A 24,343-nucleotide genomic window follows, 5' to 3' on the forward strand; every position below is an offset into this window, starting at 1 on the left:
GCCCCAAATTTGTGCTGACGCCCAAAAAAGAGGCATTGTGACGCAACGGGCTTTTCATTCCGTTATCAAACGGCTAGAATACAGCCCCATGGGTGTAGAGGATAAAATACGACAGCTGCCGAACTCCCCGGGCGTGTACCTGATGCGCGACGCCGCAGGGGAAATCATCTATGTCGGCAAGGCGCGCAGTCTGCGCCAGCGCGTGCGCGCCTACTTCAGCGCCACCGGAGATTCCCGGTACCACATCAAATTCCTGGTTGCCCGGATCGCCGACATCGAGGTCATGCTGACCGATACCGAAAAGGAGGCGCTGCTGCTGGAGAATACCCTCATCAAGCAGCACCATCCTCGCTACAATCTCAGCCTGAAAGATGACAAGACCTACTTTTCCCTCCGCCTCGATCCCAACGAGGAGTTTCCCCGCTTCGGCATCGTGCGCAAGGTCCCCCGCGACGGCGCGCGCTATTTTGGACCCTATGCCTCCGCATCCGCGGCCCGCGAAGTGTTGCGCCAGCTCCAGCGCATGTTCCCCCTGCGCCACTATCCGCTGGCCCGCTGCATGGCCCGTAAGCGCCCCTGCCTTTATTACCAGATCGGACAGTGCAGCGCCCCCTGCAGCGGCCTGATATCGGCCGCGGAATACGGATTGCTTGTGGAGGGGGCCATACTGTTCCTGGAGGGGAGGAACCGGCAGCTGGTGGCGGAGTTCCGTCGCCGCATGCAGGAGGCCTCTCAGGAACTGCGATTTGAGGAGGCAGCCCGCTGGCGGAACCTGCTGCGGTCGATCGAGGTGACTGTGGAGAAGCAAAAGATGGTCACCCGCGGCGGAGACACCGATGCCGTCGGTTTTTACCGCGATGGCTCCCGCCTGGAACTGGCGCTGCTGTTTATCCGCGGCGGCGTGCTGACGGGAAGCCGCCTTTTCAGTCTGAGCTGGGAGTTGGAAGACGCCGAGGGGATCGCCGCCTTTCTGACCCAGTATTACGGCGAGGATGCCTTCATACCGGAGGATATTCTGCTGCCGCTCGATATCGAAGAGGGAGCGGCATTGGCTGAGCTTTTGGCCGAGAGGAAGGGCAGAAAGGTCACCATAGTGCGCCCCTCGCGGGGGTTGAAGCGAGAACTGGTGGAGTTGGCAGGTAAAAATGCGGCTGCTGCGCTGCGGGAGCGGGACGACCGGCACGCCTCGTCTCAGGCGGTACTGGAGGTCTTGCGGCAGCGCCTGCATCTGTCGCGCTTGCCGGCGCGGATCGAATGTTACGACATCTCGACCATCCAGGGACGCTTTTCCGTGGGGAGCGGAGTCGTGTTCAGCGACGGTCGGCCGGACAAGGCGCGCTACCGCCGTTACCGGATACGCGACGTGGTTGGTCAGGACGATTTCGCCATGCTGGCCGAGGTCTTCTCGCGCCGCTTCAGCAGCGAAAAGGTGGAGCAGGAAGGCTTGCCCGATCTGGTGGTGGTGGATGGGGGCATCGGCCAGTTGAATGCAGCCGGTGAAATTATCAGTGGACTGGGGCTGAAGGGGCGATTCGATCTGGTTTCGCTGGCTAAGAGCCGCGTGAGCGGGAACAGCGCATCTGAGGTGATCGAGAAGAGCGACGAGCGGGTTTTCCTGCCGGGGCGCAAAAACCCGGTGGTGCTGCGGCAGAACTCGGCCCCGCTCTTGTTGCTGGCCGCTATCCGCAATGAAGCGCATCGATTTGCGATCGAATACCACCGGAAGTTGAGGGGAAAAAACGGCATGGCCTCTGCTGTCGAGCAACTGCCCGGTATCGGTCCAAAACGGCGCACGGCTCTGCTGCGGCATTTCGGCAGCCTGCAGCAGCTCAAGCAGGCGAGTGTGGAGGAGATCGCCGCGGTGGAGGGAATGAATCGGGCAACGGCGGCGAAACTTTATGTGGCGCTGCATGGAGATTAGGAAACACGAACGGACTATCAGCCCAATCGGCTCAGAGGACTTTGTCCAAAGTTTATAAATTGCTCTTTGAAAGCACGGTAAGCCAGGGCCTAAAGGAAGTCGGGGTTAAGCAACGGCTTGACTAATCATCTAGGACCGCCCCCTTTTATGTTCGAGGCCGGCGGCTGTAGCCTCGTAAGCTGATCCCGGAGAGGCACTAACTCTGCAATTTTACTGGCACACATCGTTTCCCAGTAACTTTTGTACTCAACCGGCCGTCCTAATGTGTGTCAGTTTAATTCACATCAGGGGGGGCAACGAAATGATTACCCGGATCTTGAGAAACTTTCCAGGGATAGTGATGGTTGTGTGTACTCTGGTATTCTCCGGTTGCAGCCCCTACGATGGTGATTACAGCGGCGGTTATGGTGGCGGTGGTTATGGCGGCAGCGAGTACTATAGCGTCGATACTATCCAAGTAACCCCTGCTGCCCTTAACCTCCTTGTCGGCGATACCCAGTCTCTCACCGCCACCGCGACCTGTGACGACTACTCGCAAGAGGACCTGAGTTGGGAGGTAACATGGCATTCGAGCGATACTTCAGTTGCCACTGTCTCTCCCTATGGAGAAGTAACGGCTGTTTCCGCCGGGACTGCAGAGATCACCGCCAAATATGACAATCTCTACTCCTATATCTACTCAACGCCTATAACCGTCACAGTGATAGCTGCGCCCACTTCACTCGTGGACAGTACCTTTGGAGATAACGGATTAGCTGTGTATGATGCAGTCCCGGATACTGTCGAGCGGATACAGTCCGTGAAAGTGGTCCAACAGGACAAAACCCTGGGACTCGGAATCGCCGGATCACGAACATATATCCTCGTGCAGTTGTTGAATAACGGCTCACTGGACACAGGTTTCGGCGCCGGAGGAGTGGTTACTTCGACCACATCCGGCCTGAACCTGATAGACGCGAATGCAATGGATGTCATGCCGGATGGTAAGATTGTTGTGGCCGGAACGAACAGTTCGGCACATCTGGCTCTGATCAGACTGAATGCCGACGGGTCTCCGGACACCAGTTATGGTGCAGGGGGTATGGCTTCAACACCTATAACCGGTTTTTCGGTCTCCCGGGTCATGTATGATGCGACCAATGGGCTCTATTATGTACTGGGCGCATCGTCCATTGTGAGGCTGACTGCTGCAGGCACCGTTGATGCGATATACGGCACAAACGGGATTGTTGCCCTGCCGCCATCGTCGGTTTCTTCCATAAGCTCAGGTATTCTTCAAGCAGACGGCAAATTGATCATTGCCGGCCTTGACAATGCGAATCGTATGGCGGTCGCCCGATTCACTATGGCAGGCAAACCGGACTCCTCTTTTGGGACCGGCGGAGAAGCTTCTGTCACAATATATACGGGTTACAGCAATCTTGCCACGACAGATGTTGCGATAGCACCGAACGGGGACATATTCATTTCCGGCACTGCGACCTTAAGAGGAGAAAAATACTCGAATGCTATCGTTGCCGGATTCAATTCTCGGGGCGCAGAACTATATTCTTTTGGGACGGTGCGGTTCCTATCCTATGACTTTACATCCCCCAGCGTCGGCAGATGCATTGTCGTCCAGGCCGACGGCAAGATAATCGTAGCCGGAGATTATGCTGGCAACTCAAAAGGTGGCTTTATACGACTGAATCCTGAGGGCACCTTAGATAGTGGATTCGGGTCAAGAGGCAAAATCAGCATTCCATCGGTCAGGATTAATGCACTAACCATCCGTCAGGACGGCAAGATTGTCGCCGGGGGCACACAGGTGGATCAAAATTCGAATGCGATGCATCTGGCATTCATTCGGATCACCAATGATTCTCCCCAATAAGAGCCTTTGGAGCGAACAAATAGGGCTCGGCCCGTCGGTGGCAGAACCCATTTTCAAACAGTTGCACGAGGCGCCAAAAATTTCGGAAAAGCCTCTTCAAATTCTTGACTAAAAATAATATTGTATGTCCACGGCAGGCTGGCCCCTCTAATTACAATCAATGCAGGACACAGCATGAACCCTACCATTACCAGTGCCACGCAAGCGCTACATATAGTTGTTGTCGAGGACATCGAAGATGTGCGGCAACTGCTTGTCATGGGGCTGGCCGAATTCGGGCACCACGTCAGGGGGGCGGTGGACGGTCAGGACCTGGATGCCGTGCTGGCCGAGGCGCCGGCCGACGTGGTGGTCCTGGACATCGGACTGCCGGGCGAAGACGGCATGGCAATCGCCCGCCGCCTACGGCAGACAAGCACGTGCGGCATCGCGATGGTCACCTCGTATGGAAGGGTCAGTGACCGCGTGCAAAGCTTCGAGAACGGCGCTGACCTTTATTTCGTGAAGCCGGTCGATCTCCGTGAGCTTGAGGCTGCGCTCCGAAGCCTGGCACGCAGGCTATCAGCAGAGCCTCCCCCCCCTGTGTGGCATTTCAATGCCCTTGTCTCCAAGTTGTTGACCCCGCAAGGGATCGAAGTCTCCCTGAGTGCCCAGGAGTTCATCCTGATGCGCACACTGATGGAATTCCCGGGCGAAATCGTTTCACGGAAGAATATCTTCGCTGCGCTCGGTCAGCCGGATGACCAGTATGCCGACAGGCGTCTGGAGACGCTGATCAGCCGGCTGCGCTCGAAAGTCAAGGCCAAGGACCCTGATAGCGAACTGCCGGTGCGTTCCCGCCACAATCTCGGGTATGCCTTTCTTGCCGAAGCGGATTACACGGATGGTAGTCCCTAGGCAACCCGTGATCACCCCCCTTCTTGATACGGCCAATCTGTAAGAATTTGTAAGAAAGTGTCAGATAAAATGTGTGCCCATCAGTACACTGGTGCGGTACCTTTTGCCCCTTGAATTGTTCTTCATCACTTTGCATTCAAGGGGGGGTCCATGAAAGGCGAAACCAAGGCGCTGGTCGTGGACGATTCGCGGAGCGTTCAGAGGGTTGTGGAAAAGGCTCTTGCCGAATCAGGGATTGCCAATGTTGCCAAAGCCGGAACCGGGCTCCGGGCAGTGGAACTGTTCGAGGAGGCGCTGCGGAACGGCACGCCTTACAATCTGGTGTTTCTCCGACATCGTCATGCCGGAGATGGACGGCCAGGAAGCATTGAAGCGGATCCGCGCCCTGGAGCGGGAAGCGGGGATAGCGGGAAACGGCAAGGCGACCATTATCATGGCCAGTTCGTTGCACTCCACGGAAGACATGGTGCAGGCCCTGATCGAGGGGGATTGCAGCGATTATCTCGTCAAGCCGTTCGGCGATGACGAACTGCGTGGTATGCTCATCCGATATGGTTTTGTCTGATCCGGACATCGGCCTTTCCCGGTGGAGATGCTTCTCTGATTCCCCCCTCTGATTTCAGTTTTTGACGAAATCCCCTGTTCGTGATAGGGTCGGCCTGTTTCCGACTCCCGTCCGCGTTCAGCCGCTCATACAGCACACCGCACTATGACACTACCCCCATCCTTCAACCTCCTGACCATACTCGGCCCCACCGCTTCGGGCAAGACCCGGCTCGCCGTGGCTCTGGCCCGCGAATGCGGAGGCGAGATTATCTCGGCCGATTCGCGCCAGGTCTTTCGCGGCATGGATATCGGCACCGGCAAGGATCTGCACGAATATGGCGATGTGCCGTATCACCTGATCGATATCCACGAGGCTGGCGCCGAATTCAGCGTGTTCGAGTTTCAGCGGCTTTTTTTTGTCGCCTTTACCGGTATAGCGGTCCGGCACCGGCTTCCGGTCCTGTGCGGCGGCACCGGCATGTATCTTGACGCCGCCCTGCGCGGCTATCGCATGGAGGCAGTCCCGGAGAACCCCGCCCTGCGAGCAGAGCTGGCAGGATGCTGTGACGCCGAGCTGGGAGAAAGACTGCTCCAGCTGCGCCCCGAGCAGCACAACACGACCGACCTCCGGGACCGGAGCCGCCTGATCCGTGCCATCGAAATTGCGCTCCACGGAAGCGTTTCGGAAGAGGGGGCGTCTCCCGAAGTCCGCCCTCTGGTGATCGGTATCCGCTGGGAACGGAGCGAGCTGCGCCGCAGGATAACCGAACGCCTGCAGCAGCGCCTGGAAAACGGCATGATCGAAGAGGTCCGCCGCCTGCATGAAGAGGGGGTGCCCTGGGAGCGACTGAATTATTACGGATTGGAATACCGTTTCGTGGGGAGCTTTCTGCGAGGAGAGATGAGTCGCAACGACATGTTTCAAAGATTGAACAGCGCTATCCATGATTTTGCCAAACGGCAGGAGACGTGGTTTCGTCGGATGGAGCGGCATGGGGTGACGATCTACTGGGTGGACGGCGCAGGCGATCCGCTTCAGGCAGCCCGCCGGATCATGGGGCGCACGGGCTGAAGCCGCCCAAAGGGCCCGCCCTCGGGAGGCTCAAAAGCCCCTTGCCAATGCACAGGGCTTTGCTACAATTGCCAATGCCTGTATTTCACTAATTCTGGAGGGAAAAATGCACAGATTAATTGTCACATTGCTGATCGCACTGCTCGCCACACCGGTATTCGCCGCTGAAGAGCCAAAGACCGAGGAGCAGAAGACCCTTTATGCCATCGGACAGCTGGTAGCCCGCTCCATGTCCGTTTTCCAGTTGTCCCCGAACGAGTTGGAGTACGTCAAGCAGGGGCTCACTGACGCGGTAACCGGCAAAAAGCCGGTGGTGGAAGCGAGTGCGTATACCGAAAAGGTCCAGGAAATGGCCCGCACCCGGCGTAAGGCCCAGGGGGAAAAGCAGGCTGCAGCGGGCAAGGCTTATATCGAGCAGGCTGCCAAGGAGAAGGATGCCCAGAAGACCGCTTCCGGTCTGGTGTACATACCCCAGAAAGAGGGGGCCGGGGCAGGACCGACCGCCAGTGACACGGTCAAGGTCAACTATCGTGGCACCCTCACCGACGGCAAGGAATTCGACAGTTCCTACAAACGGGGCATGCCGGCTGAGTTCCGTCTGGACGGAGTCATCAAGTGCTGGACCGAGGGTCTGCAGAAGATGAAACCCGGGGGCAAGGCAAAGCTGGTCTGCCCTTCGGATCTGGCCTACGGTGAAAACGGCGCCGGGGAGCTGATTCTGCCGGGTGCCACCCTGGTATTTGATGTGGAACTGCTGGATGTCAAGAAAGCGGAGAGTGCCGTAAAGTAGTCCGCGCCAGATGGTGCTTCCGCAAACACGAAAGCCCTTCCATTCGGAAGGGCTTTCGTGTTTTTACTGCGATGCAGCTCGACGGATCAGACCAGTTCCAGCGCGCTGAAGAAGTAAGGGATCTCGAAAGCGGCGGTTTCGGGTGCGTCGGAGCCGTGGGCCGAGTTTTCCTCGATGTTGACGGCGAAGTCCTTGCGGATGGTGCCGGGCTCGGCGTTGGCGGGATTGGTGGCGCCCATCAGGGTGCGCCAGTCGGCAATGGCGTTTTCCTTCTCCAGGCACAGCACGACCACCGGGCTGCGCGACATGAAGGCGCACAGATCGTTGAAGAAGGGGCGCTCCTTGTGGACATGGTAAAAGCCTTCGGCCTGGCATCTGGTCAGTTTGATCTTTTTCATGCCGACGATGTTGAAACCGGCTGCTTCGATCCGGTCCAGGATCTTGCCGGCCAGCTTGCGCTCGACTGCGTCGGGCTTGATGATGGCGAATGTGCGTTCCATAGAATCCTCCAAAAGTGTCAAAATTGAAGTGGTTTGATAGCACTCCCCCCCGGCTGTTGTCAAGGTATTTGGCGTGGTTTCAGGCAGATTGCGGATTCACTCATGCCGCTGCCTTGCGCTTTTCACCATCAATGTTTATTATGTGATAAAACAGCTCTAGCGCTGATTCCAACCGTGTGAGGTATCCAGATGAACACGCTCAAGACAACCTTGTTGATGGGGCTTTTGACCGTCCTGCTGGTGATTGTCGGCGGTGCCATCGGAGGCCGCAACGGCATGACCTTCGCCTTTCTCATGGCAGCCGGCATGAACTTCTTCTCCTACTGGTTCTCGGACAAAATCGTCCTCTCCATGTACGGGGCCAGGGAGATCGGAGAACGGGATGACCCGCGCTTCTACGGCATCGTACGCCGACTGGCCGCGAGCGCCGGCCTCCCCATGCCCAAGGTCTATCTGATAGATTCCGAGACTCCCAATGCCTTTGCCACGGGCCGTAATCCCGAGCACGCCGCAGTTGCCGCCACCAGCGGTATTCTGCGCATTCTGAACGAGGACGAACTTGCCGGGGTCATGGCCCACGAACTGGCCCACGTCAAGCACCGGGATATCCTGGTTTCCACTCTGGCCGCCACCTTTGCCGGAGCCATTACCTATCTGGCCCACATGGCCCAGTGGGCTGCCATCTTTGGAGGCGGACGGCGCGACGATAACGAGGGGGGCGGGGTGTTCGGCATGCTCTTCATGGCCATCCTGGCCCCCATCGCGGCCATGTTGGTGCAGATGGCCATTTCACGTTCCCGTGAGTTCGGGGCGGATGCCGGCGGTGCCAGCATCTCGCATAATCCACTCTCCCTGGCCAGCGCCCTGCAGAAGCTGGAGATGGCCAACCAGCGCATCCCCATGGATGCCACCCCTGCCACGGCCCACATGTTCATCGTCAACCCGCTGACCGGCGGCAGTCTCATGTCGCTGTTCTCCACCCATCCTCCTATGGCGGAGCGGATCGCGCGGCTGCAGGAAATGTCACGGACCCGCAGCTATTGAGCACGTTGACCCCGTCAAACCCGCGCCGTTCAGCCTGGTCGGTTCTTCGCCGGATCCAGAAGGAGGGTTGTTATGCCGACCAGACGATGGACCGGGAGCTGTCCGAAGGGGGGCTGTCCGGCCCCGACCGGGGGCTGTTCGCCGAGTTGGTGTTCGGCGTGCTGCGTCGGCAGGGGACTCTCGACTACATCCTGTCCGAATTTCTGAAACAACCGCTTGGCAAGCTTGAGCCGCAGGTGCTGATCCTGTTGCGGCTCGGCCTGTATCAACTGGTCTACCTCGATCGCATCCCCCACTCGGCCGCCGTCAACGAGACGGTCAACCTGGCCAAGCAAGGCGTTCCCCGGGCCAGTGGGCTGGTCAACGCTGTGCTGCGCAATTACCTGCGCCGCAAGGATGCCGTCATTTTCCCCGATCCCCTAGCAGCACCGGCCGCCTCCCTGGCTGCCCGGCATTCGCACCCCCTCTGGCTGGCGCAGCAGTGGCTCGATCAATTGGGACCGGTCGAGGCGGAAGGTCTGGCCGAGGCATCCTCCAGTCCGCCCCCCCTTACCTTGCGTGTCAATACCCTGCGAACAAACCGCCAGGAACTGCTGCAGCGCTTGGCCGACAGCGGCATCGAAGCCGCTCCCTGTTCCTTTTCTCCTCTCGGGATCAGAGTTGCGGGGCGCCACAACATTCCCGGTCTGCCCGGATTCCGCGAAGGGCTGTTTGCCGTGCAGGACGAGGCTTCCCAGATAGCAGGCTTCCTGCTGGATGCCCGTCCCGGGGAGCGGGTGCTGGATGCCTGCGCGGCGCCGGGGGGCAAGGCCACCCTTTTGGCCCAGCTCATGGAAAACCGGGGCGAACTGATCGCCACCGACATCTCCCGCAGCAAGCTGCCGCTGATTCGGGAGTCAGCCGAACGGCTGGGGATGACGATCATCACCCCCCGCGCCGCGGACCTGCGTCATGAGGAGGTTCTTCCGGCCGGTTCCTTTGATCGCATCCTGCTCGATGCGCCCTGCTCCGGTCTGGGGGTGATCCGCCGCAATCCTGAAGCCAAATGGCGGCTCTCGCCGGACGATCTTGTCCGTTTGTCCACGACCCAGAAGGTCCTGCTGGAACAGGTTGCGACACTGCTGAAGCCCGGTGGTGCGCTGGTGTATTCAACCTGCTCCACGGCTGTGGAGGAAAACGAGGCGGTGGTGCGTGATTTCCTTTCGCGGCGGGACGATTATGTGCTAGAGAATCTGCAGGATGCGTTTCCGGAATATGCGCAACTGTTGAGTCCGGAGGGCATGTTCCGGGCATGGCCCCACCGCCATGGCATGGACGGTTTCTTTGCCGCGCGGCTGAGGAAGCGAGAGAGATAAATCTGCTGCAGAGCACGAAGGCCCCAAGGAACACCAAAGGCGGGAGCACGAGGAGAAAGGCAAAAGGCTTTACCGTACTTGGCCTTCTGTTTAAAAAGGATTTTGGCTGTCTCCGGGTCTCCCTGACTCGGTGGCAAAATAAACCGAGGAAATGAACATATGAAAAAGATCGCCCCTTCGATACTGTCCGCCGATTTCTCCCGTCTGGGAGACGAAATCCGCGCCCTGGAAGCGGCCGGCGCCGACTATATCCATGTGGATGTCATGGACGGGCACTTTGTCCCCAACATCACCATCGGCCCCCTGGTGGTCAAGGCTGCCCGCCAGGTGACTGCGCTACCGCTGGATGTGCATCTGATGATCGAGCATCCTGATCGCTACATCCCCGATTTTGTGGCGGCCGGCGCCGATATCGTCGTGGTGCACGCCGAGGCAGTCGCCCATCTTCACCGCACCGTACAGCTGATCAAATCGCTGGGAAAAAAGGCCGGCGTCTCCCTCAATCCGGCCACACCGCTGAATGTTCTCGACTATGTGCTGGACGATCTGGACTTGGTGCTGCTGATGACCGTCAATCCCGGCTTCGGCGGCCAGAGCTTCATCGACGCCTGTCTGGGAAAGATCCACTCGCTGCGGGCCATGATGGATCGCCGCGGCAGTGAAGCCGAGCTGGAGGTGGACGGTGGAGTGAAGACCTCGAACATCGCCCGGATCTCCCAGGCGGGGGCAGATGTGTTCGTGGCCGGCAGCGCCGTTTTCGACAGCGGCGATTACGCCGCAACCATCGCCGAAATGAAGCGCCTGACGCAGGAGCCGTTGCTCTGATCCCCGGATTTTTCCAGGCCGCGGTGCATTTCGCGTTCACCGATTCTGGATTGTGTTTACGCCTGGATTAAGGTACTATTTTGCCGCCATGTTCGATAGCGTGCTGATCATAGACGACTCTGTCGCGATTCGGGAAAGGATCATCAAGAGCCTTGAATCGTTCGAGCTGTTCGCGCGCTATTACGAGGCCGATGACGGACTGGAGGGCTTCAAGAAATTGCTGGCCTCGCCGGTTGACATCATCCTCTGCGACCTGGAAATGCCCCGCATCGACGGGTTCAAATTCCTCAACATGCTGAAGTCCCGCCCTGATCTGCAGGATGTGCCGGTGATCATCCTGACCGGCATGAACGACCGCGAGTTGAAGGTCAAGGGGCTGGAGCAGGGTGCCAGCGACTATATCACCAAGCCTTTCGACCCCGAAGAACTGGTCGCGCGGGTCAAGGTGCACCTCAAGATCAAACATCTCCAGGATGACCTCAAACGCACCAATGAGCTTCTGCTGGAGCTCTCCAATACCGATCATCTGACCGGCATGTACAACCGGCGATACCTGATGGAGGCCTTGGACAAGGAGGTTCAACGCAGCAGCCGCAAAGGAGGCAACCTGTCCCTGATCCTGATGGATATCGATCATTTCAAGCAGGTCAATGATACCTGCGGCCATCTGCAGGGAGATGTGGTGTTGCAGAAGGTTGCGCTGCACCTTCAGAAGGAGCTGCGCAGCTATGATATCGCGGCCCGTTACGGAGGGGAGGAATTCGTCGCTGTGTTGCCCGACACCTCTCTCGAAGAAGCTGCCTTTGTGGCCGAGCGGGTGCGCGCATCGATCAGGGGTATCCGGTTCACCGGAGCGTTATCATCCCTCTCCATCACCGTCAGTCTGGGAGTGGCCACCTTCACTTCGCCCGGCTGCAGGTCGGTGGACGAATTCATCAAGTTGGCCGATGACGCGCTGTACCGCGCCAAGGCCAACGGACGCGACCGTGTTGAGTGTTCGCGCTGAAGCACTACCGAACGAATATGCAAAGGAGCCCAATTTGAGCATGGATCTGAACCTGGACGAACAACGCCTGATTGCCGAATTCAGAAGACTTACCCCATCCGGCAGGGATGAACTGTTGGCCGCCGCTGCCGCATTGCTGCGCAAGGCCGGCAACAGGGAACTTCATGACGGATCCGAAGTTTCGGATCAATGCTGCCTCAAGCAGCGCGAAATGAAGCCGGAGACGGAAAAGAGTCCTTTCTTCACCGAATAGATTGTGTCATTGCCCGCCTTGGCGGGTGTTCTGCGCCACAGCCGATTGCCCCTGAGTATGTACGAGGCAGCCGGGGTGGCGTTTTTTGCAATAAAATCCGAGCTGACGGGAGATGAAATCATGAGACTTAAAACAGCACTATTTCTTTTCAGCCTGATGCTGCTGCTGTCTGTCGCCGGAGTATGTCCGGCCATGACCGCCCCCTCGTTCCAGAAACTGGACAAGCCCCCCCTGGGGGAGCGCTGGTTCGGCATCTACGTTGATAACGAGCGGGTCGGATTCTACCACCAGACAATAACGGAGGTGCCGGGTGGCTACCGGCTGAAGGGTGACGGCAGTGCGCGGATGAAGGTGATGGGCTCCTCAAGAGCAGCCACCACCCACGAGGAATACCTGGTTGACAAGGGATTGGCTCTGCGAACGGTCAAAGTCGAGCAGACGATAAACGGAGAGTCTTCCAGCCTGTCCGGCGACGTGTACGGCAGCAGCCTTCGCATCAGCGTGATGAGCGGCGGCAAGCGCACCCAGAAACAGCTCAAGTTCAAGAACGAAGTGTTTCCCGGCCCGGTGCTCAACCTGTATCCCCTGATGCGGGACAGCTCCGCCGGGAAGGTCTACCACATAGCGACGTTCGATGCCGAGGAACTGAAGATCAAGGAGGTAAAGATCACCGTTTTCGGGAATGAGGCCATCGACGGTCAGGCAGCGGTCAAGCTGCGCAACAACCTCTACCCCTTTGTCAACAACGATATCTGGATAGATGCCCACGGCAATACGATCAAGGAGTCGGTACGGGATGGGCTGGTGGTCACCCAGGCCGAGGATGCCAGGCAGCTGGCCTCTTTTGTCAGCAATATCGCCCTGGCCCGCAAGGACCTTGTTTACGATTTCAGCCTGGTCAGAGCAGAGCCCCCCATTAAGGATCAGGCCAAGCTCAAGGGGCTGGTTCTGGAGATAAGCGGCTGGAACGACAATCTGCCGCTGATGCAGGCGTGCGGGCAATCGATGGAGAAGGCGGGCGAGGAACGCATCATCGTCAGAACCGGTTCGGCCGTGCCGCCTGCGGCGGAAAACAACCAGTCCGCGCCGGCAGCCAATGACGAGCGCTACCTGAAACCGGCCGACAAAATCGAATCCCTCGCTCCGGAGATCGTGGCAAAATCAAAGGAGATCACTGCAGGTAAAAGCGGTCAGGAAGCGGTCCATGCCCTGGCGGCCTGGACATCGGAATGGCTGAAGAAGAGTGTGGACGATGGCGGTGGAGCGCTGGCCAGCCTCAAATCGCGTGTCGGCAATTGCCAAACCCATACCCGCCTCTACACCGCCCTGGCCCGTGCTGCCGGGATTCCTACCCGGTTCGTGTCCGGGCTGGTTTCCCTGGAGGGCAAAGGATTCCTGTATCACAGCTGGGCGGAAAGTCTCGTGGGGGGCGTCTGGATCCCGGTGGATCCGACCTATAACCAGGTGCCGGTCGATGCCACCCATATCAAATTTTTCGAGGGGCATACCCAGGAGGATCTGGCGCCGATCCTGGCCATCATCGGCAAGATCAGGATAACCGTGCGGGAGGCGAAATACTGATTGACTGAGCTACTTGGGTCAGAGAGGCAGAAAACTTCGGTTTTCTGCCTTTTTTATTTTCGGCTCCCGGGGTCCGGTTACGGCAGAAAGAGCAAAAACAGGACTCCGATGGCGATCCGGTAAATGCCGAAGGGGATGAAGGTGTGGCTGGTGATGAACTTCAGCAGCGCCTTGATCCCCAGCACGCCGAAGATAAAGGAGGCAATGAATCCCACCAGGATGTTCTGCCAGTCACCCATGTTGAATATGGCGTGGTTCTTGTAAATATCGTAGGCGGTGGCTGTCAGCAGGGTCGGCAGCGCCAGTAGAAAGGAAAATTCTGCCGCATCCTTGCGGTTCATGCCGAGCAGCAGCCCTCCCATGATGGTGGCGCCGGAGCGGGACACGCCGGGAATCATCGAAAGGCTCTGGATCAGCCCTATGGAAAAGGCCTGCCGGTATGACATGCCCTCCAGGTCGACCACCGTGGCGGGACGGTCTTTGATCCACCGTTCGATAAGGATGAAGGCGATACCTCCGGCAATCAGCATGTAGCTGACAAGTGACGGCTGGAAGAAGCTCTTGACGACCTTGTACAGCAGAAACCCGAGCGCTCCGGTGGGCAGGAAGGCGAAGCAGAGTTTTTTGAGCAGGTCAGTGCCGGCCGTCAGGCGGCTGCGGTAGATATAAATCACCGCCAGCAAGGCACCGGACTGGATGGTTACCTCGAACACCTTGTGAGTGTCGGTCTGCCTGAGCTTCATCAGTGCCGAGGCCAGGATCAGGTGCCCGGTGGACGAGATCGGCAAAAACTCGCTCAAGCCTTCCACCATGCCAAGTACGATCGCTTCGATAACGGTCATTCCCGTCCCCCTCTGTATTCTTCGGAATATGGATCAGTGATGTTGCAGTGTCGCGTCATTGCGGCGTCCCGGCCGCTTTCAGGCGGCTGGCATAGCGTTCCACCAGTTCCACCGTCCGTGCCTTGATGGTCCTGTTCCAGGGGCCGACGGCCACCAGCCGCAGATTGGCCGGCATGAACAGAGTTTTCGCCAGCTCTCTCAGATCGGCGGCCGTGACGGCGCGCGCTTCCTGCTGGTCCTCTTCGATGCTGCGGACCACCTGCATCAGTTCCCCCCAACCATAGCGCCCCCCCATCTCATAGGCGGAGTCGCGGCTGTATTCCAGGTCGAAGATATAGGACTGGCAGATCCGTTCCAGTTCGGTCTCGGGCACCGGCTGCTCGACCAGGCGGGCAGTCTCGTCCAGCGTCACCTCAACCGCCTGCACCAGGGTTTCGGGAGCGGTGGAAAGATCGATGGAGAGGCAGCCGGTTTCGTCATAGGCGCCGATGGCTCCCTCCACCGAGTAAACGATCCCCAGTTGTTCGCGCAGGCGCAGATGCAGGCGTGAACTGCCCCCGCCGGCAAGCAGGCGGCGTAGCAGGCGCTGGGCCATGAAGCGCTCATCTCCGCGGGAAATGCCCAGAAAAGCCAGCTGCAGGCTCATCTGGCTGTCCGAATCCCGCACGAAACGCACCTGCGGCTCATCGTGCCACCGAGTCACCGGCATTGCCGCCGGCATCGCCGCCCCCTGCCATTGGCCGAAGGTTTCCATGGCCGCCGCAAATACTTCGTGGCTCCTCACCGGTCCGGCCACGACCAAAACCGCAGCGGTGGGAACGTAGTACTTCCGCAGATGGGCCTCCAGGTCGGCGCGGCACATGCCGGCGATGCTCTTCAGGGTGCCGATGGTCGGCTTTCCGAGCGGATGCCGCGGCCAGAGCAGCCGGCTGGAAATCGTATCGGGATTGATCTCCTGGCCCCGCTCGTTCAGATCCTCGCGCGCCTCCTCGGCAATGATGCGCTTCTCGATGTCGATCCCCTCCAGCAGGGGGTGTAGCAGCATCGAGGCGAAGATTTCCATGCCACGGCGGACATGGGCGGGATGGATACGGGAATAGTAGCAGGTCGATTCGGCGTCGGTAGCGGCATTGGGGGCACCGCCGATGGCCTCGAAGGCGCTCTCGATCTCCAGCGACGAGCCGAAATGCCGGGTACCGCGGAACAAGGTGTGCTCCAGGAAATGGGAGAGTCCCTCTTTGCCGGGAGGATCGTTGCGTCCTCCCACCTTCAGGTAGACCGCCAGTTCGGCGGCATGCAGGTGCGGCATCTCCACGCAGACCACGCGCAGACCGTTGGCAAGGGTATGGACAAAGGGTCTGATCATGAAAGCGCCTTTCGGATCTGTTGTATGCGGTGCGGGTATTCGTCCGGAGCCAGCACTACCTCGTCATGGGGTTCGGCCCAGATCGGCCGCGGCCAGAGCGGATCGGAGGCGAAGCGCGGCACCAGGTGCCAGTGCATGTGCGGCACCATGTTTCCCAGGAGTTCGTAGTTGATCTTGACGGGTGCGAAGACATCGTACAGCGCCCGGGCCACGCGGCTGACCTCCTCCATCAGGCCGGCCCGTATCCCGCTTTCCAGGTGGAACAGCTCGGTCACGTGCGAGCGGGTGAACAGCAGGCAATATCCGGGGAAGAACTGGTCGCGGTTCAGGACTACGCGGGAATGTTCCAGTTCGATGATGCGCAGGTCGCTGTCGTCTTCCCAGCGACGGCACATCGGACAGTCAGCATGAGTGGTCATATTCGTTGCGTCCTTCATAGACAAATGATTTTGAATTCACAGGGATGTACAGGATTACATCCATGGTTCCAGAAGACCAGCGACGTTGACTCGCTTACCTGTTTATCTCAGTACATCCCTGTAAAAAGCTCTTTAGTCGTTTTTCATAGAGCCGCGGTTATACCGGTCTACTCATACCGCAAGGCATCGATCGGGTTGAGACCGGCCGCTCTCTTGGCAGGGTAAAATCCGAAGAAGATACCGATCGCGCCGGAAAAGACAAAGGCGATGGTGATCGACTGGAGCGAGATCATCGTGGGCCAGGTCAGGAGGTGTGAAACCACCAGCGCGCCGCCTGCCCCCAGGCAGATGCCAGCCAGGCCGCCGATCATGGTCAGGAGCACCGCCTCGGTCATGAACTGCAGCAGGATGTCGTTGCGGCGGGCCCCGATCGCCATGCGGATGCCGATTTCGCGGGTACGTTCGGTGACCGACACCAGCATGATGTTCATGATACCGATGCCCCCTACTATCAGCGAAATGGAGGCTACTGCTCCGAGGAGCAGAGACATGGCCTTGGAGGATTGTTCCGCCACCGCCAGGATCTCCGACAGATTGCGGGTCGTGAAGTCGGGTTCCCTGTTGTTGGTGATGCGGTGGCGCTGTTTGAGCAGGCTGTTGACCTCCTCCTCGGCCTTGTTCAGCAGTTCCGAGCTGCGGGCCTTTACCATGGCCGCCCCGATCGTGTTGGGAAACTGGGAGCCGCTCAGTTTGCGCTGGGCCGTGCGCAGCGGCACGAAGATCACATCGTCCTGATCCTGTCCCTGGGGAGATTGCCCTTTGCGCTCCAGCACGCCGATCACCACAAAGGGCACCTTTTTGATGCGGACCATTCTGCCAACCGGGTCGGCCGCCCCGAACAGATTTTCGGCAACGGTCTGGCCCAGCAGGCAGACCTTGGCAGCGCCGTCATTGTCCTGCTGGCCGATGCTGCGGCCGCTCACAACGCCCCATTCGCGGATGTCGAACAGTTCCGAGGTGGTGCCCATCACGATCGTCGACCAGTTCAGGTTGCCGGAGACCACCTGGGCAGAGGTGCGCACCGTCGGAGCGGCTGATTCCACCGAGGGGCATTCGGTCATGATGGCGCGCACGTCGTCGCCGGTCAGGGTCTGCATCCCGCCGGTGCCGGTACGGATGCCTCCGCTGGTGGTCGAGCCGGGGATCACCAGGATGATGTTGCTGCCGATACTGGCGATCTGCTGGGAGATGACATGGCGGGCTCCCGCTCCAACAGCCATCATGGCGATCACTGCGGCGATGCCGATGATGATCCCCAGCATGGTCAGGAATGAGCGCATCTTGTTGGTGCGCAGCGCCCGCAGGGCTATTTTCAGTGTCTGTACTACGTCCATGTCATGGGAGCTTCTTGTTCATAATTGAACTCTGATGTGCGCGGATGGAGCGAATCCGCGTCATCCGCGTTCCATTGCCGTGCCTTACAAAGCATCTGCCTTGGTATCCCCGATGATCCGTCCGTCGCGGAAGGTGATCTGCCGCCCGGCATGGGCGGCCACGTCATGTTCATGCGTCACCATGATGATGGTGATCCCCTGCTCGTTGAGGCTCTTGAACAGCCCCATGATCTCTTCGCTGGTGATGCTGTCCAGGTTGCCGGTCGGTTCGTCGGCCAGGATGACGGCAGGCTTGTTGACCAAAGCCCGGGCGATTGCCACCCGCTGCTGCTGCCCCCCTGAGAGCTGGCTGGGATGGTTGCCGGTCTTACCCGACAATCCGACCTGCTCCAGTGCTTCCACGGCTCTTGTGCGGCGTTCCTTCGATGAGATGCCGGCGTAGATCAGCGGCAGCTCGACATTTTCCACCGCCGGAGTACGGGCCAGCAGGTTGAATCCCTGGAACACGAAGCCCAGCTTGCGGTTGCGGATCTCCGCCAATTGGTTGGGGGACATGCCCCCCACTGCCAGTCCGTCCAGCAGGTACTCTCCCGAGGTGGGGCGGTCCAGGCAGCCGAGGATGTTCATGCAGGTGGATTTGCCGCTGCCCGAAGCCCCCATGATGGCTACGAACTCCCCCTCGTCAATGGAGAACGAAACGCCCTTGAGCGCCTCGAACTGTTGGTCGCCCATGACGAAGATGCGGCGGATGTCATTGAGTGCGATGACCTGCTTCATGGGTTAAAAAGGGCGCCCCATGCCGGGGCCCATGCCCTGCTTCTTCTTGGCGCTGTCGCCGCCCAGCTGTTCCACGATCACCTCATCCCCCTCCTTCAATGCCCCCTCCGTCACTTCGATGGCGGTATTGTTGCCTATGCCGGTCTTGATGGTAACGGCGGCCGGTTTACCCTCCTTGAGGAGGTACACCTGCTGTCCCCGTTCTTCCTTGCGGCCGGGCCGGGCCTTATCCGCAGGGCCGGAACGCTTGGCCGAGGGCTCTTCCCCTTTGGGCTTGAAACGCAGGGCTGCCGGCGGCAGCTTGAGGGCGTCGTCGTTCCTGTCCACCTGGATCGAGACATTGGCGGTCATGCCCGGCTTCAGCTTGAGATCGTCGTTGTCGACATTGACCACCACCACATAGGTGACGACATTCTGTGAGACAACCGGTGCATTACGGATCTGGACCACCTTGCCCTTGAAGGACTGCTCCGGGTAGGCATCCACCGTGAAGCTGGCGGATTGATCGAGCTTGATGCGGCTGATATCCGATTCGTCCACGCTGACCTCGATCTGCATCTTGGTCAGGTCCTTGGCGATGGTGAACAGGGTCGGCGTCTGAAAGGATGCGGCCACGGTCTGGCCCACATCCACTGCGCGGGAAATGACCACCCCGTTCACCGGGGAGCGGATGATCGCATAGTTCAGGTTGGTGCGGGACTGCATCAAGGCCCCTCTGGTCTGGGCCACGCTCCCTTCGGCCGCCTTAACGGCCGCGCGGGCCGACTGGAATGCTGCCTCGGACACATCGTAATCTCCCTGCGAGATGATGCCTTCCTCAAGGAGCTTCTTGCTGCGATTGAAGGTGCGTTCGGTATCTGCCTGCGTTACCTTGGCCTTCTGCAGATTGGCCTCGGCGTTAAGGAAATTGCCCTGGGACTGTTCCACCGCAGCCCGGAAGAGCGACGGGTCTATTTCGGCAATCGTCTGGCCTTCCCTGACGTGGGAATTGTAATCCACATAGATCCTGTGGATGGTTCCCGAAACCTGGGTGCCAACCTGGACGGTGGTTACAGCGCTCAGGTTGCCGGTGGCCGAAACGGTGGAAACAATAGGGCCCCGCTCGATTCTGGCGGTTTTGTAAGTTATTTCCGGTGCGCGCTTGAAATAGGTGAAGCCGGCCACGCCGGCCACAAGGAGGATGGGTACGACAATCAGCAGCACTTTTTTCATGTATGTCTCTCGAAGGAGGAGGGTTTGATATGAGCCTGAATTCTGCGGCTCCATGCCTCCGCCTGTATGGAAGGCCTCGATCGAGTCTTTTCCGCGACGCGAGCGTTCGTGTGGTCGTCCGGTACATACGGTTGTCGCACAGACGGCTTTTCCGGTACCCGGACCTCCCGGATTCTGATTGAATCCAAGAACACTTAGATCAAACGCGAATGATAGCAGAAAAGTTACAAAAAAAAAGCCCCATGTCCGCAGACCGGGGCTTTTCGACAATCTGCCCGCCGCGATCAGGCGACGGGCCAACTAGGGCAACCCTCTTTGCAGTGGGAAACCGGGCGGATTCTGAATCGTTCAGTCCACATACGGGGCTCTCCTTTCGTTGGTGATCTGGACTTAACAGGACTTTTTTTATCTTAAACGTTTCGGCATTATTGTCAAGATTTTTTGGTCCCGCGTCCGGCTTGACATGCCGGGGGTTTCAGACTACAAGAACGGATATTCCAATGCCTGACGGAGATGTACATGACGCCGAAAGTATCGTTTGTCGGTGCCGGACCGGGTGCGGGTGATCTGATCACCGTCCGGGGGGCACGGCTCCTGAGCAACAGCGATGTGGTCATTTTTGCCGGCAGCCTGGTGGACCGCGCCCTGGTCGAGCAGTATGCCACCCATGCCGCGATCCATGATTCAGCCGGCATGACCCTGGGTGAGGTCATCACCGTGATGATGGACGCCATTGCCGCAGGGAAGAAGATCGTGCGCCTGCACACCGGCGATCCTGCCATCTATGGGGCCATCCAGGAGCAGATGGAAGCCCTGGACCGGCTGGGGGTCGCCTATGAGGTCGTGCCGGGGGTGACCAGCGCCTTTGCCGCAGCGGCAGCCCTGAAGCAGGAGCTGACCTTGCCCGAGGTGTCCCAGACCGTGATCTTCACCCGCTGCGAGGGGCGCACGCCGGTGCCGGAGCGCGAAAAGTTGGCCGCGATCGCCCGGATCGGAGCCACCATGGTGATCTACCTCTCGGTCGGCATGATCGAAACAGTGGTGGAGGAACTCCTGGCCGGAGCCTATGATCTTTCGACGCCGGCGGCTGTCGTCTGCCGCGCTTCCTGGGAGGATGAACTGGTCCTGGAAGGTACCCTAGCCGACATCGCCGCGGCGGTGAGGGCAGCCGGAATCGACCGCCAGGCGCTGATCATCGTGGGCGATGTACTGGCAGCGCGGCGCCAGGGGCTGAAGGCCAGGTCCCTTCTGTACGACGACGGGTTTTCGCACGGATTCCGGGACAGCACGGGGTGATGCGTATCGCCGTGATCGCCATAACCCGCAACGGCGCACTGCTGGGGCGGAAATTGCGGGAGGGACTGCCGGAGGTGGAGCTGCATGTCGCCAACCGCTATGCCGGCCAGGCAGGATCACTGCGGCACACGTTCGAGCCGTCAGGCCTGAAGGAACTGATCGCCGCGCTGTGGCACCGGGTGGACGGCCTGGTTTTCATCATGGCCAGCGGGATCGTGGTGCGCCTGATCGCTCCCCACCTGGAATCCAAGGAGAGCGATCCGGCCGTGGTAGTGATGGACGAAGGGAGCCGGTTCGCCATCTCCCTCCTGTCGGGGCATCTGGGAGGAGCCAACGAACTGGCCGAGCGGTGTGCCTTTGTGAGCGGGGCCCGGGCAGTGATCACCACCGCCACGGATGTCAATGACCTGCCCGCTTTCGACATGCTTGCCAAGGAGCAGGGCTGGGGGATCGACGACCTCTCCCGCGTCAAGGTGCTCAACCGCCTGCTGCTGGATGGGGAGGAGATCGCCGTGGTCGATCCGAGCGGGCGCACCCGCAGCTGGTTTCGCGGGCGCGGGCGGCTCAGCTTTTACGACACCTTCGCCAAGGCGAGCGACAGCCGTGCCGCAGGGGTATTGTTCGTCACCAACCGCCACATCCCCCCCCAGACCCGGCCGGACAACCTGCTGATCTTGCGCCCGCGCGATCTGGTGCTCGGCATCGGCTGCAACCGGGGCACCCCCCTGGAGGAGATGGAGGCGTTTATCGGACAGCAGTTGCGGCGGATACTGCTCTCTCTGCAGAGCGTCTGCTGTATCGCCACGGCCGAGGCCAAGCGCGGGGAACCCGGCCTGGAGGCCTACGCGGAACGGCTGGGCGTTCCGATACGCTACTATGCCAGCGAGGAACTCAACCGCGTGGCCGGGCCGTCGCCCCCCTCGGCACATGCCCTGGCAGCCATCGGCGCCGCGGGCGTTGCGGAGCCTGCCGCCATCCTGGCTTCGGGAGGGGGTACGCTGCTGCTGAAGAAGGTCAAATCCGACAACGTCACCCTGGCGGTGGCGGAGCTGTGTGGGGGGCGTCATGCCTGAAATTCCGGTCAAGCCGGTTATTGCCATCACCATGGGGGATCCCTGCGGGGTCGGCCCGGAAATCATCGTCAAGGCGCTGCAGAACCCTGCGGTGGCGGGGCGCTGCATCCCCTTCGTGATCGGTGATGGAAACGCCCTGGAAAGGGGGCTGGCAGTATGCCGGTCATCCCTGGCCATCCGGGAGATCTTCGCCCCCGGGGAGGCACACCTGCTTCCACCGGGCTCGATCCCGCTCCTGGCGCTCTCCCGCCTGGATGAGGGAGACCTGCTGTACGGCCGCCCAACAGCGGCCAGTGGCGATGCGGCTTTCCGCTATATCTGCACCGCGGCCCGCTTCTGCCTCGATGGCAGTGTGGCCGCCATGGCCACGGCGCCGATCAGCAAGGAAGCCATGCACCGGGCAGGACACGACTATCCCGGACATACCGAGCTGCTGGCGGAGCTGTGCGGTTCGGACGATTATGTGATGATGCTGGCGGGAGAAGTGCTGCGGGTCAGCCTGGTGACGATTCACGAGGCCTTGAAGGATGTGCCGGCCCTGATCGACGTCGAGCAGGTGCTGAAGACCATCCGGGTTACTGCCGCAGGCGTGGCCCGCCTGACCGGCAGGCAGCGTCCGCGTCTGGCTGTCGCGGCTCTGAACCCCCATTGCGGCGAGGGGGGGATGTTCGGCCGCGAGGAGCATGACATCATCGCCCCTGCCATCGCCGCGGCACAACGTGCCGGGATCGACGCGGTGGGCCCTCTGTCTGCCGATACGCTCTTTTATTTCGCCCGGCAGGGGCAGTACGACGGCGTGGTGGCCATGTACCACGACCAGGGCTTGATTCCCCTGAAGATGCTGCACTTCGACGACGCGGTCAATATCACCCTGGGGCTGCCGATCATCCGCACCTCGGTCGACCACGGCACCGCCTACGACTTGGCCGGGACCGGCCGTGCCTCGGAGCGGAGCATGCTGGCGGCCATCACCATGGCGGTGGACATGGCCGGCCACTGAGGCCGTACGTACCGCTGCCGGAGTATCTTTTTGCTGCACTGCAATGACATATCGCTGTTTCCCGGAGGAAGCCATGCCCATGGCCGAGTGGAATGATTCGTTCAGGCTGGGTGTCGATCAGTTCGATGAGCATCATCGGCATCTGTTTTCACTGTTCAACAAAACCTATGACATCTTCGTGCTGGAACGGCCCCGGCATCATTTGGCCCCGGTGCTCGACGAACTGCTCGACTACGCCACCTATCATTTTGCGGCCGAAGAGGCCTGGATGCAGCAGCACAACTATCCGCAACGCCGGGAACATGCCGAAGAACACGAAAGGTTTTGCGAGCGGATCAGTGAACTCAATCGGGGGTTCTCCAAGGGCAAGACCCCAGTGACCCTGGAGGTATTGAAGTTTCTGCAGGGGTGGCTGGTTGAGCACATCCTGAAGCGGGACAGGGAATATGGGCTTTTCCTGGCGGCACGAGAGACGGCTTAGATTCTCCTGTTGATGGGGTCGCGATCCGCCTGCGGCCTCCCTCCTGCAACTCCTCAAAAGAAGAGGGCGAAGCAACCCACTTCGCCCTCTTTATTCCAACCCTGCGGTTTAAAAACCGCTTCAGTCGAATCTGCAGTTCCCTGCCAACCGCATCATTTTCCGCAACACTTTTTGAACTTGAGCCCACTGCCGCAGGTGCAGGGATCGTTGCGGCCGATCTTGGCGACCGTGATCGGTTTCGGTTTTACCATCCTGCCATCGGTAAAGTACCATCGTCCATTTTCACGTTTGAATTGGGCGCACTCATGGTGTTCGCGCGCCACGCCCTGCTCCCTGAAGCGGGCAACGAATTCAACCTCACCCCTGTCATCATCCCGACTCCCCCCAGCCGTCTCCAGAATCCGGAGCTCCTGCCATTCGGAATTCCTGGCCCATTCCTCGGTCCCCTTGTGATCGTAGCCCCGGCGATGGTCGGGATGGGTACTTTCGAACAGGAAATCAGTCTGCACGTAAACGTGGGCGGTGTAGCGCGCCCTCATCAGTTTTTCCGCCGTTTCGGCCGGATGTACGCCGGTAATGGCAGGTTCGCAGCAATCGGCATAGGTCAGGCCGCTTCCGCAGGGACAGCTGTTCATAGCATGTATCTCCTTCCTGGTGTCATTCCTGATTGGCCTATTGCGGTGCCATACTCCCCTGCCGCCTGTCAAATGTTTTCTGTGATGCCTGTCCATAGGGATGTTCATGGATATGCGTCCGGTGTGACAGGTGTCACAGGGTTTTTTTACGTTCCGGACTAGTATGGGCTATCGCAGCACGGGGG

At 59.7% G+C, this 24,343-nt stretch carries 24 protein-coding genes; 16 read left to right on the forward strand and 8 right to left on the reverse strand.

The window, feature by feature from the left end; translation table 11 throughout:
* The first annotated feature begins 88 nt into the window (after positions 1–88).
* From uvrC to GSVR_RS03265, 6 genes are all read left to right on the forward strand, one after another.
* Positions 89–1,921, forward strand: coding sequence for an excinuclease ABC subunit UvrC (gene uvrC, locus GSVR_RS03240; protein WP_173198190.1), 1,833 nt, complete (start codon positions 89–91; stop codon positions 1,919–1,921).
* Positions 1,922–2,222: 301 nt separating this feature from the next.
* Complete coding sequence (locus GSVR_RS03245; RefSeq protein ID WP_173198189.1) at positions 2,223–3,794, forward strand: Ig-like domain-containing protein; 1,572 nt, start codon at positions 2,223–2,225, stop codon at positions 3,792–3,794.
* Positions 3,795–3,968: 174 nt separating this feature from the next.
* A complete protein-coding gene (locus tag GSVR_RS03250) occupies positions 3,969–4,691 on the forward strand; it encodes a response regulator transcription factor (RefSeq protein ID WP_173198187.1) in 723 nt (240 codons plus the stop codon).
* Between the two features lie 241 nt (positions 4,692–4,932).
* Positions 4,933–5,256, forward strand: a complete 324-nt coding sequence (locus tag GSVR_RS03255) for a PleD family two-component system response regulator (protein ID WP_173198185.1) — start codon at positions 4,933–4,935, stop codon at positions 5,254–5,256.
* A 144-nt stretch (positions 5,257–5,400) separates the two neighbouring features.
* Positions 5,401–6,309, forward strand: a complete 909-nt coding sequence (gene miaA / locus GSVR_RS03260) for a tRNA (adenosine(37)-N6)-dimethylallyltransferase MiaA (protein WP_173198183.1) — start codon at positions 5,401–5,403, stop codon at positions 6,307–6,309.
* A gap of 106 nt (positions 6,310–6,415) precedes the next feature.
* Positions 6,416–7,099 (forward strand): FKBP-type peptidyl-prolyl cis-trans isomerase, encoded by a 684-nt coding sequence (locus tag GSVR_RS03265; protein WP_173198181.1) that lies wholly within the window; start codon positions 6,416–6,418, stop codon positions 7,097–7,099.
* An 86-nt stretch (positions 7,100–7,185) separates the two neighbouring features.
* Here GSVR_RS03265 and ndk read toward each other — a convergent pair whose 3' ends face one another.
* Complete coding sequence (ndk, locus tag GSVR_RS03270) at positions 7,186–7,599, reverse strand: nucleoside-diphosphate kinase (RefSeq protein ID WP_173198179.1); 414 nt, start codon at positions 7,597–7,599, stop codon at positions 7,186–7,188.
* Positions 7,600–7,788: 189 nt separating this feature from the next.
* Between ndk and htpX the strand changes: the two genes are divergently transcribed.
* From htpX to GSVR_RS03300, 6 genes are all read left to right on the forward strand, one after another.
* On the forward strand, positions 7,789–8,643 hold the full coding sequence (gene htpX, locus GSVR_RS03275; RefSeq protein WP_173198177.1) for a zinc metalloprotease HtpX: 855 nt from the start codon (positions 7,789–7,791) through the stop codon (positions 8,641–8,643).
* Positions 8,640–9,998: a 16S rRNA (cytosine(967)-C(5))-methyltransferase RsmB gene (gene rsmB, locus GSVR_RS03280; RefSeq protein WP_308936462.1), complete on the forward strand. Its 1,359-nt coding sequence runs from the start codon at positions 8,640–8,642 to the stop codon at positions 9,996–9,998. The genes htpX and rsmB overlap by 4 nt, the downstream gene beginning before the upstream one ends.
* A gap of 159 nt (positions 9,999–10,157) precedes the next feature.
* Entirely contained in the window at positions 10,158–10,823 is a 666-nt protein-coding gene (gene rpe / locus GSVR_RS03285) for a ribulose-phosphate 3-epimerase (protein ID WP_173198175.1), read from the forward strand.
* A gap of 88 nt (positions 10,824–10,911) precedes the next feature.
* A complete protein-coding gene (locus tag GSVR_RS03290; protein ID WP_173198173.1) occupies positions 10,912–11,829 on the forward strand; it encodes a diguanylate cyclase in 918 nt (305 codons plus the stop codon).
* A gap of 40 nt (positions 11,830–11,869) precedes the next feature.
* The gene (locus GSVR_RS03295; RefSeq protein WP_173198171.1) at positions 11,870–12,082 is read left to right on the forward strand and encodes a hypothetical protein; all 213 of its coding nucleotides are present in this window, start codon (positions 11,870–11,872) and stop codon (positions 12,080–12,082) included.
* Positions 12,083–12,202: 120 nt separating this feature from the next.
* Complete coding sequence (locus GSVR_RS03300; protein ID WP_173198169.1) at positions 12,203–13,663, forward strand: transglutaminase family protein; 1,461 nt, start codon at positions 12,203–12,205, stop codon at positions 13,661–13,663.
* A gap of 77 nt (positions 13,664–13,740) precedes the next feature.
* On the opposite strand, the gene GSVR_RS03305 is transcribed toward GSVR_RS03300, so the two are convergent.
* The 6 genes from GSVR_RS03305 to GSVR_RS03330 form a co-directional block, all read right to left on the reverse strand.
* Positions 13,741–14,505: an undecaprenyl-diphosphate phosphatase gene (locus GSVR_RS03305; RefSeq protein ID WP_173198168.1), complete on the reverse strand. Its 765-nt coding sequence runs from the start codon at positions 14,503–14,505 to the stop codon at positions 13,741–13,743.
* A 55-nt stretch (positions 14,506–14,560) separates the two neighbouring features.
* The gene (locus tag GSVR_RS03310) at positions 14,561–15,871 is read right to left on the reverse strand and encodes a pitrilysin family protein (protein ID WP_173198166.1); all 1,311 of its coding nucleotides are present in this window, start codon (positions 15,869–15,871) and stop codon (positions 14,561–14,563) included.
* The gene (locus tag GSVR_RS03315) at positions 15,868–16,290 is read right to left on the reverse strand and encodes an HIT family protein (protein ID WP_173198164.1); all 423 of its coding nucleotides are present in this window, start codon (positions 16,288–16,290) and stop codon (positions 15,868–15,870) included. The genes GSVR_RS03310 and GSVR_RS03315 overlap by 4 nt, the downstream gene beginning before the upstream one ends.
* A gap of 167 nt (positions 16,291–16,457) precedes the next feature.
* On the reverse strand, positions 16,458–17,684 hold the full coding sequence (locus GSVR_RS03320) for an ABC transporter permease (protein WP_173198162.1): 1,227 nt from the start codon (positions 17,682–17,684) through the stop codon (positions 16,458–16,460).
* Positions 17,685–17,768: 84 nt separating this feature from the next.
* Positions 17,769–18,461: an ABC transporter ATP-binding protein gene (locus GSVR_RS03325; protein ID WP_173198160.1), complete on the reverse strand. Its 693-nt coding sequence runs from the start codon at positions 18,459–18,461 to the stop codon at positions 17,769–17,771.
* A gap of 3 nt (positions 18,462–18,464) precedes the next feature.
* Positions 18,465–19,673: an efflux RND transporter periplasmic adaptor subunit gene (locus tag GSVR_RS03330; protein ID WP_173198158.1), complete on the reverse strand. Its 1,209-nt coding sequence runs from the start codon at positions 19,671–19,673 to the stop codon at positions 18,465–18,467.
* Positions 19,674–20,192: 519 nt separating this feature from the next.
* Here GSVR_RS03330 and cobM point away from each other — a divergent pair.
* The 4 genes from cobM to GSVR_RS03350 all read left to right on the forward strand — a co-directional run bounded on the left by cobM (position 20,193) and on the right by GSVR_RS03350 (position 23,523).
* Positions 20,193–20,969: a precorrin-4 C(11)-methyltransferase gene (cobM, locus tag GSVR_RS03335; protein WP_173198156.1), complete on the forward strand. Its 777-nt coding sequence runs from the start codon at positions 20,193–20,195 to the stop codon at positions 20,967–20,969.
* On the forward strand, positions 20,969–22,042 hold the full coding sequence (locus GSVR_RS03340; protein WP_173198505.1) for a cobalt-precorrin 5A hydrolase: 1,074 nt from the start codon (positions 20,969–20,971) through the stop codon (positions 22,040–22,042). The genes cobM and GSVR_RS03340 overlap by 1 nt, the downstream gene beginning before the upstream one ends.
* Positions 22,035–23,042 carry a 4-hydroxythreonine-4-phosphate dehydrogenase PdxA gene (gene pdxA / locus GSVR_RS03345; RefSeq protein WP_173198155.1) on the forward strand — a complete coding sequence of 336 codons (1,008 nt, stop codon included), beginning with the start codon at positions 22,035–22,037 and terminating at the stop codon, positions 23,040–23,042. Before GSVR_RS03340 ends, pdxA begins: the two co-directional genes overlap by 8 nt.
* A 73-nt stretch (positions 23,043–23,115) precedes the next feature.
* Complete coding sequence (locus GSVR_RS03350) at positions 23,116–23,523, forward strand: bacteriohemerythrin (protein ID WP_173198153.1); 408 nt, start codon at positions 23,116–23,118, stop codon at positions 23,521–23,523.
* 152 nt (positions 23,524–23,675) lie between these two features.
* Here the strand turns inward: GSVR_RS03350 and GSVR_RS03355 are convergent, their stop codons facing one another.
* Entirely contained in the window at positions 23,676–24,158 is a 483-nt protein-coding gene (locus tag GSVR_RS03355) for a YchJ family protein (protein WP_173198151.1), read from the reverse strand.
* Between the last annotated feature and the right edge of the window lie 185 nt (positions 24,159–24,343).

Origin of the sequence: Geobacter sp. SVR (assembly GCF_016865365.1) — a bacterium.
Taxonomy (GTDB): domain Bacteria; phylum Desulfobacterota; class Desulfuromonadia; order Geobacterales; family Pseudopelobacteraceae; genus Pelotalea.

Excerpts from the sequence above, each read along its gene's own strand:
- uvrC (WP_173198190.1), top strand. The coding sequence starts at position 89 with ATGGGTGTAGAGGATAAAATACGACAGCTGCCGAACTCCCCGGGCGTG.
- GSVR_RS03340 (WP_173198505.1), top strand. The coding sequence starts at position 20,969 with ATGCGTATCGCCGTGATCGCCATAACCCGCAACGGCGCACTGCTGGGG.
- GSVR_RS03305 (WP_173198168.1), bottom strand. The coding sequence starts at position 14,505 with ATGACCGTTATCGAAGCGATCGTACTTGGCATGGTGGAAGGCTTGAGC.
- ndk (WP_173198179.1), bottom strand. The coding sequence starts at position 7,599 with ATGGAACGCACATTCGCCATCATCAAGCCCGACGCAGTCGAGCGCAAG.
- GSVR_RS03350 (WP_173198153.1), top strand. The coding sequence starts at position 23,116 with ATGCCCATGGCCGAGTGGAATGATTCGTTCAGGCTGGGTGTCGATCAG.
- GSVR_RS03265 (WP_173198181.1), top strand. The coding sequence starts at position 6,416 with ATGCACAGATTAATTGTCACATTGCTGATCGCACTGCTCGCCACACCG.
- GSVR_RS03320 (WP_173198162.1), bottom strand. The coding sequence starts at position 17,684 with ATGGACGTAGTACAGACACTGAAAATAGCCCTGCGGGCGCTGCGCACC.
- miaA (WP_173198183.1), top strand. The coding sequence starts at position 5,401 with ATGACACTACCCCCATCCTTCAACCTCCTGACCATACTCGGCCCCACC.
- GSVR_RS03310 (WP_173198166.1), bottom strand. The coding sequence starts at position 15,871 with ATGATCAGACCCTTTGTCCATACCCTTGCCAACGGTCTGCGCGTGGTC.
- GSVR_RS03330 (WP_173198158.1), bottom strand. The coding sequence starts at position 19,673 with ATGAAAAAAGTGCTGCTGATTGTCGTACCCATCCTCCTTGTGGCCGGC.
- GSVR_RS03300 (WP_173198169.1), top strand. The coding sequence starts at position 12,203 with ATGAGACTTAAAACAGCACTATTTCTTTTCAGCCTGATGCTGCTGCTG.
- GSVR_RS03315 (WP_173198164.1), bottom strand. The coding sequence starts at position 16,290 with ATGACCACTCATGCTGACTGTCCGATGTGCCGTCGCTGGGAAGACGAC.
- GSVR_RS03325 (WP_173198160.1), bottom strand. The coding sequence starts at position 18,461 with ATGAAGCAGGTCATCGCACTCAATGACATCCGCCGCATCTTCGTCATG.
- GSVR_RS03255 (WP_173198185.1), top strand. The coding sequence starts at position 4,933 with ATGTTGCCAAAGCCGGAACCGGGCTCCGGGCAGTGGAACTGTTCGAGG.
- htpX (WP_173198177.1), top strand. The coding sequence starts at position 7,789 with ATGAACACGCTCAAGACAACCTTGTTGATGGGGCTTTTGACCGTCCTG.
- GSVR_RS03290 (WP_173198173.1), top strand. The coding sequence starts at position 10,912 with ATGTTCGATAGCGTGCTGATCATAGACGACTCTGTCGCGATTCGGGAA.
- pdxA (WP_173198155.1), top strand. The coding sequence starts at position 22,035 with ATGCCTGAAATTCCGGTCAAGCCGGTTATTGCCATCACCATGGGGGAT.
- rpe (WP_173198175.1), top strand. The coding sequence starts at position 10,158 with ATGAAAAAGATCGCCCCTTCGATACTGTCCGCCGATTTCTCCCGTCTG.
- GSVR_RS03250 (WP_173198187.1), top strand. The coding sequence starts at position 3,969 with ATGAACCCTACCATTACCAGTGCCACGCAAGCGCTACATATAGTTGTT.
- cobM (WP_173198156.1), top strand. The coding sequence starts at position 20,193 with ATGACGCCGAAAGTATCGTTTGTCGGTGCCGGACCGGGTGCGGGTGAT.
- GSVR_RS03355 (WP_173198151.1), bottom strand. The coding sequence starts at position 24,158 with ATGAACAGCTGTCCCTGCGGAAGCGGCCTGACCTATGCCGATTGCTGC.
- GSVR_RS03295 (WP_173198171.1), top strand. The coding sequence starts at position 11,870 with ATGGATCTGAACCTGGACGAACAACGCCTGATTGCCGAATTCAGAAGA.
- GSVR_RS03245 (WP_173198189.1), top strand. The coding sequence starts at position 2,223 with ATGATTACCCGGATCTTGAGAAACTTTCCAGGGATAGTGATGGTTGTG.